At 45.8% G+C, this 5,930-nt stretch carries 7 protein-coding genes; 1 reads left to right on the top strand and 6 read right to left on the bottom strand.

What is annotated here, in order from left to right:
• Window positions 1–79 precede the first annotated feature (79 nt).
• The 4 genes from ASN18_RS17125 to glgA form a co-directional block, all read right to left on the bottom strand.
• The gene (locus ASN18_RS17125) at window positions 80–256 is read right to left on the bottom strand and encodes a hypothetical protein (RefSeq protein WP_157072875.1); all 177 of its coding nucleotides are present in this window, start codon (window positions 254–256) and stop codon (window positions 80–82) included.
• Window positions 257–337: 81 nt separating this feature from the next.
• Window positions 338–856, bottom strand: a complete 519-nt coding sequence (locus ASN18_RS07240) for a hypothetical protein (protein WP_085052070.1) — start codon at window positions 854–856, stop codon at window positions 338–340.
• Window positions 834–1,022: a hypothetical protein gene (locus tag ASN18_RS07235; RefSeq protein ID WP_085052069.1), complete on the bottom strand. Its 189-nt coding sequence runs from the start codon at window positions 1,020–1,022 to the stop codon at window positions 834–836. The genes ASN18_RS07240 and ASN18_RS07235 overlap by 23 nt, the downstream gene beginning before the upstream one ends.
• 15 nt (window positions 1,023–1,037) lie before the next feature.
• Complete coding sequence (glgA, locus tag ASN18_RS07230; RefSeq protein ID WP_085052071.1) at window positions 1,038–2,531, bottom strand: glycogen synthase GlgA; 1,494 nt, start codon at window positions 2,529–2,531, stop codon at window positions 1,038–1,040.
• A 68-nt stretch (window positions 2,532–2,599) separates the two neighbouring features.
• Here glgA and ASN18_RS07225 point away from each other — a divergent pair, with 68 nt between their 5' ends.
• Window positions 2,600–3,256 (top strand): DNA alkylation repair protein, encoded by a 657-nt coding sequence (locus tag ASN18_RS07225; RefSeq protein WP_085052068.1) that lies wholly within the window; start codon window positions 2,600–2,602, stop codon window positions 3,254–3,256.
• Window positions 3,257–3,269: 13 nt separating this feature from the next.
• Here ASN18_RS07225 and extKL read toward each other — a convergent pair whose 3' ends face one another.
• On the bottom strand, window positions 3,270–4,457 hold the full coding sequence (extKL, locus tag ASN18_RS07220) for a multiheme c-type cytochrome (seleno)protein ExtKL (RefSeq protein ID WP_085052067.1): 1,188 nt from the start codon (window positions 4,455–4,457) through the stop codon (window positions 3,270–3,272).
• Window positions 4,458–4,490: 33 nt separating this feature from the next.
• Complete coding sequence (locus tag ASN18_RS07215; protein ID WP_085052066.1) at window positions 4,491–5,537, bottom strand: YeeE/YedE family protein; 1,047 nt, start codon at window positions 5,535–5,537, stop codon at window positions 4,491–4,493.
• Window positions 5,538–5,930: the final 393 nt, after the last annotated feature.

Here is a 5,930-nt window from a genome sequence, read left to right as displayed (position 1 = left end):
GCAGTTATGGAAGAAATCAAGGAAGAACGCCAACCATCGCTGCCATTGATGAGACCTGAGAATTTTGAACCAGAAGAAGTTACTGATGGTATGGTAAATATAAGCAGCCTACGATCAGAGAAGCATCTATCAAACCTTTGGACTGAAACGAACCACCGCTGCCCGCAACGTATCCACCTGAACCACCTGCCACCAATCGCCGTAAGCCAAGGTGTAGTGCCTCCATGTCCTCGCTGTTTCCTTTTATTTCTCGCACTTACGCCTTCGAAGCGATAAAGTTAGGTGCCAACGTTAAAGAATTATCCACCTTATCCCTGTGCCCAGCTTTTGGGGAGTATTATACGTCGATATAATCAATAAGGTCGGGTATCTGCTCTTTTACTTGTTTTTGAGATTTTTTTACCGCGCGCTCAAAAAAACGCTTGAGTAACAGTTTGTCACCAGCGTCAGGTATGTCATATTTCAAGTAATCTGTGATTAGTTCGACAGTTGAGCGGTACTGTATCGGGTCCTTGTTCTTATCAATGCCGCGCAGGACCCCTATGAACTGGGCAATAGCCTCAACTGCTGCCAGTGCTGCTGCAAGCTCAACCTCGGGGGCAGACTTGGATTCTGACTCCGCAACATCGAACTCCAGATTGTCCTTTAGCAGCTCTTCCTTTATCACTGAAAGCGTAATCTTTCCCGTTAGTCTGTGCTTTATATGCGGGGAAGCTATGACTATAAACCTGTAGTATTCGTTAGCCAGCATATTTGCAAGCTCAGGGGAAAGGTCTTTGATAGTATTTATCTCAGCCTTGATAAGCTCTTCACACAGCGGCAGAATATCTTCGTCAGGCACTATTTTTTTTGTCATTGCCCCCGCCCTGCCTGTCTGTACTAATAGTGGAGTATAAGTGAAAGGCGCAGTCAGGCCCGATCAACTGGGCTGCACCCTTGTAGTTAATCCACACCTTGCCCTTCATTATCATCATTCGGTATTTATATTTGATTCTCATCTGTTCGGCCTTTTCTGTCTTCATGTCCACATCCCTTTATCAACTGCAACTTATATTTTGACTTTTAGCCTTGAGATAAAGTTTTTCGTATTGTCTTGCGGCGGCATCCCATGTGAATCTCTTATTCATTGTCCTTTTGATAAGACCATACATCAGGTCTTTGCGGTTGTAGTATATGTTTATAGCCCATAGAGTGGTGTTTCTGAGTGCGTCTGCGGTTAAATCATATGACTTAAATCCTGTTCCGGTGTTATCTGCCTCATTGAGGTTTTCCACTGTATCATTAAGGCCGCCAATTGCCCTGACAATGGGAATCGTGCCATATCGCATACTGTACATTTGATTCAACCCGCACGGCTCAAAACGCGAAGGCATGAGGAAAAAGTCAGACCCGGCCTCAATCTTATGCGCAAGGGTGTTGTCATAGCCAATATAACAGCCAAACTTGCCCTTATATTGATTCGGCATATCGCCAAAGAAAAAATGTGCCCATACCTCGCCTGTCCCCAATAGTACGATTTGCACATCATGCTCCAAAATCCCATATATAGTCTCGGCTAAAACATCTATGCCTTTCTGCTTAACAAGCCGCGTTACAAGCCCTATGATAGGAACATCCGGCCTCTCATATAGCCCAAAAGACCTCTGTAAATCTGCCTTACAGAGCGCCTTGCCTGCAAGGTTATCCACTGAATAGTTTTTTGCAATAAGTAAGTCTGTTTCGGGGTTCCATGTGTCATAATCGACGCCGTTAATAATGCCGTATAAGTCTGCCGACCTATCCCGCAGGACACCATCAAGGTTAATGCCAAACTCCGGCGTTTGTATCTCTCTGACATAGGATTCGCTGACTGTATTTATCAGAGTTGAATGATAGATGCCGCCTTTTAAGAGATTTGTCTTGCCATCCCGTTCAAGTTCAAGGTAATGGAAATGTTCCCAACCAACATCAAGGACGTCCATGAGCCCCTCATAAAACTCCCCCTGATGCTGCATATTGTGAATAGTTAACAATGTAGCGCAATTGCCGACAATTGGATCATCTTTGTATGATATGTTCAGGAAAACGGGGATTGCTGCGGTGTGCCAATCATTTACGTGAATACAGTCTGGTTTAAAGTGAAGTACTCTGCATAGTTCAATAGCCGCCCGTGAAAAAAACGTAAAGCGGTTGTCGTTGTCCATGTATCCTTCGCCGTCAACCGTAGAATAAAGCCCACCCGGGCGTCCAAAAAAATATTCATTTTCAATAAAATAGACAGTAACCTTAGTCCCCGGCATTTTGCCTTCCATAATCGAGGCACCCAGTGTGCCTATTACCCCCATCGGGACAGAGAGCGTCTCTTTACATTCCGTCAAATTAAATTCTTTTGGATCTATTTGAAAGTAGAGCGGCAAGACGACCCTAACATCGTGCCCCATAAAAGACAACGCCGCACTCAACGCGCCGGTAACATCGGCAAGCCCGCCCTCCTTTACATACGGGGCGGCCTCAGACGCAACAATTAATATTTTTAATTTCGTCTCAACCATCACAAGTTTTATTATAACATTTATAGCGCACTGTAAAAATCCTCTGTAAGTATTATATACTAATACGTATGGATTGTACAGCAATATTAACAATCCTTAAAGGGTATGCAAATCCCGAAAATGTTAAAGGGATGGCCCGTTACGGGATTAACCCCAACAATACACTTGGCGTCAGCATCCCCACCCTCAGAAAAATCGCAAAGACTACGGAGAAAAACCATGCACTCGCGCTTGAACTATGGGCAAGCGGCATTCACGAGGCCAAAATTCTTGCCTCGTTCATCGACGACCCCGCCTTTGTGACAGTTGAGCAGTTGGAGAGCTGGGTGCTGGATTTCGATTCATGGGACGTATGTGACCAGGTATGCAGTAATCTGTTCGATAAGACGCCCTTCGCATATGAAAAGGCAGTTTCATGGAGCCAGCGGGAAGAGGAATTCGTAAAACGAGCGGGGTTTGTCTTAATGGCTGCCCTTGCCGTCCATGACAAAAAGGCCGGAGACGAGGTCTTTCTGAACTTTTTCCCGATGATAAAGACTGGTTCAGCAGATGAGAGAAACTTTGTAAAAAAGGCAGTCAACTGGGCAATCCGCCAGATAGGAAAGAGAAACATGTCACTACGCCAAAAGGCCATTGCCATTGCCACAGAGATTGAGGCTACAGGGACAAGGCCTGCGCGATGGATTGCAAGGGATGCACTCAGAGAGCTTAATCGCCTCAAATAAGATGCCCAAAACTCTAATTATACTTCAGAACCTTCCGTTCGGACTGCACTGGAAACTCAAGGCCGTCCTTGTGTATATATACAAGTTTAACCTCAATTTTTACTAGTTTTTCACGCTCAGGAAAGACGGCATAATATTTCTCTGTGGTAGTCTTTCTGGGCTGAAGTGAGTAGTCAAGGATGTCTTTGACCTCCCATGTGTCATAGCGCCTGTTACCTTCAATGTCGAGGCCCGGTTCAAAGAACTCCTTTTGGGCTGACCATATTACCTTGTCCTTTTCATCTGTAGCCGTAAGTGTGAGCAGCACACGGGATGTCCACATGCAGCCGTCGGGGATTCTGTGACCGGCACGGTTTGTTATATCTACGGTTATGGCTGCCGCAGGGATCCATTTCTTTTCACCGTATGTCTGGGTCTTAAAGGCACGGGCATTTACCTCGAGCAGCATTCCCTCTTTGAGCATATCGGGGACGTAGGCGCCGGGGAATGTGTGTCCTCTGTTATTTTTTCTCATATGGCAGTCCTGGCAGGTAGTCTGCCCTCCGGCCGCTACGTACTGGTCTCTGTAGCTTTGTGCAACGGTGCTGCAAATAATACGTTCACTGTCAGGGGCAGTATAGACACCGTGGCACTGCATACAGAATATTGCGTTATCAAGAAATGCCGTCTTTTTAGTGCTGTGATATGTCGTATTCTTGCCGCCTTTGACGCCGTAAACGGTTTGCTTTTCGGGCGCGTGTGGCTGCGGCACGGCCTTCATATTATGACACGTATAGCAGGAGACATTTAGGTGGGAAAGTAGTTCAATTGCCTTTTTCTTACTTTCCGGGTTTGCAGACTTACCTCCAGCTATCTTAATAGCATCAACGACTTCACGAACGAATTTCTCAGAGGCATACTCCATCACTGGGGCATGGCAGTTCAGACATTTCATAAGTTCGGCCTTCTGGGACAGTCCCTTTCTTATGGGGTCTTTCTCTATGCCGTCAACGATAAATGAATAGATAGAGTCTATAGAATGAAGCAGTGATGATTCATGCACTGACTTTTTCCACTGAGTATAAATATCACCGTGGCAGGAGGCACACGCCTCCGAGGTATTTGTAATATCCTCAGCCTTGTCAATCGTAAAAGCGGCTTCAGCGGGTGGTATTAGCAGTAATAAATATATAACTAATGCCAGCAACAGGTATCTCTTCATAAGCGTAACCTCATAAGTTTATTTATTTTGTTGTCAATCTACATGCATAGGGCGAATAAACCTAATATAGACCATCGACCAGTTCCCTAACATTATAAAGATAATCGTGACAAAACTCGACACTGCAAGCGTAGAAGCCCCGGTCAGGCCGTGACCGATGTTACATCCCCCGCCCACAACGGCACCAAACCCCATGAGAAACCCGCCTAAAAAGGCATCGACGGTTTCATTGCCGCCGCACGATTTTACTTTAAACTCCCCCTTACGTCTGCTGCTTAGATATGAACCAAACACCATTCCAAGAATGAGAAACACACTCCACGTAGGGTCATCCCCCTGCATAACCCACTTAAACAGCTCGACGGTCGGGCCGGTAAATGACATCCCGCGCACCTTGCCGCCGTAAAAATCAGACGCCCACCATGCGGCAATTCCGATAATCCCCAAAAGCGGCCCGGCGACATACCATGAGTACCCGGAGCGCGACGCCTTGAAATCACCTTTAAAAATAATGAATAAAAAGGCTGCCCCCAGCACGGCAACGACAATCCACTTGTTGATGCCGAAGAGGTTATAGAGCGTCAGCGGGTAGATGTCTGAGTGTGAGGCCCATGCAGCTTCAACTTCTTTTGTGGTGAGAAGTTTCAGGCCGTTGCCAGTGAGCCAAACCTGGTAGTTAGAAAGCGCCTGATAAAGCCGGAAAAGCATACCTTCGGAGGTTGTTAAAATCCCGACAAAAAAACCAAGCACAGAGACCCAAGCAGGCACTGTTCCCTCGCCGATTTTAAACCAAATGCCGCTGGCACACCCGCTTGCCATCACTATTCCGACGCCGAAAATATAACCGCCAAAGATATTGGCAATGGGCATAAACCCCTGCCTGTAGAGAACCTTGATAACACCGGTATCCTCAAGAATATTAGCCCCGATTATCATGATTAAAAGCGCGGCAAGAAAAGCCCTGAAAATCTCCGTATTCTGGACTAAAATCATATCCCTGAAGCCCGAGTTCATACAAACCCTGCCCCGCTGTAATACCCAGCCAAGCAGTACCCCTATGATTATCCCTGATATTACCATGTCAGCCTGACCTCTAAAAAAATTGTATTCCGCCCGAACTCATATGATTCATGCATTTATGTTAATTATAGCAACAACCCTAAGGGTTTGAAAAGGGTGTGGATTTACACATGTTATGAAAAATAGCCCATGACCACACAAACACCCTCTGCAATCTATCTCAAATACCCTTGTGCTGTCCATGATTATGGTGAGTTTGGACTTGTTCCTGTCGCCCTTTGAATTGTTTTCGGCTCAACTCCCGCAGTATAGAACTTTGAATCTTGTATCCTTGTCGCAGTCGCCTTTTAAATTCCATTTCGGCTCATACCAAGTGGCAATCATACAGGTAATATAAGATAAGGGAAATTGGTCATAGAAGTAAGCCTCTGTGGATTGTTAGAGATGTCATTC

The sequence above is a fragment of the Candidatus Magnetominusculus xianensis genome (assembly GCA_001541255.1).
Lineage (GTDB): Bacteria > Nitrospirota > Thermodesulfovibrionia > Thermodesulfovibrionales > Magnetobacteriaceae > Magnetominusculus > Magnetominusculus xianensis.
This window is presented reverse-complemented; position numbering and strand designations above follow the sequence as displayed.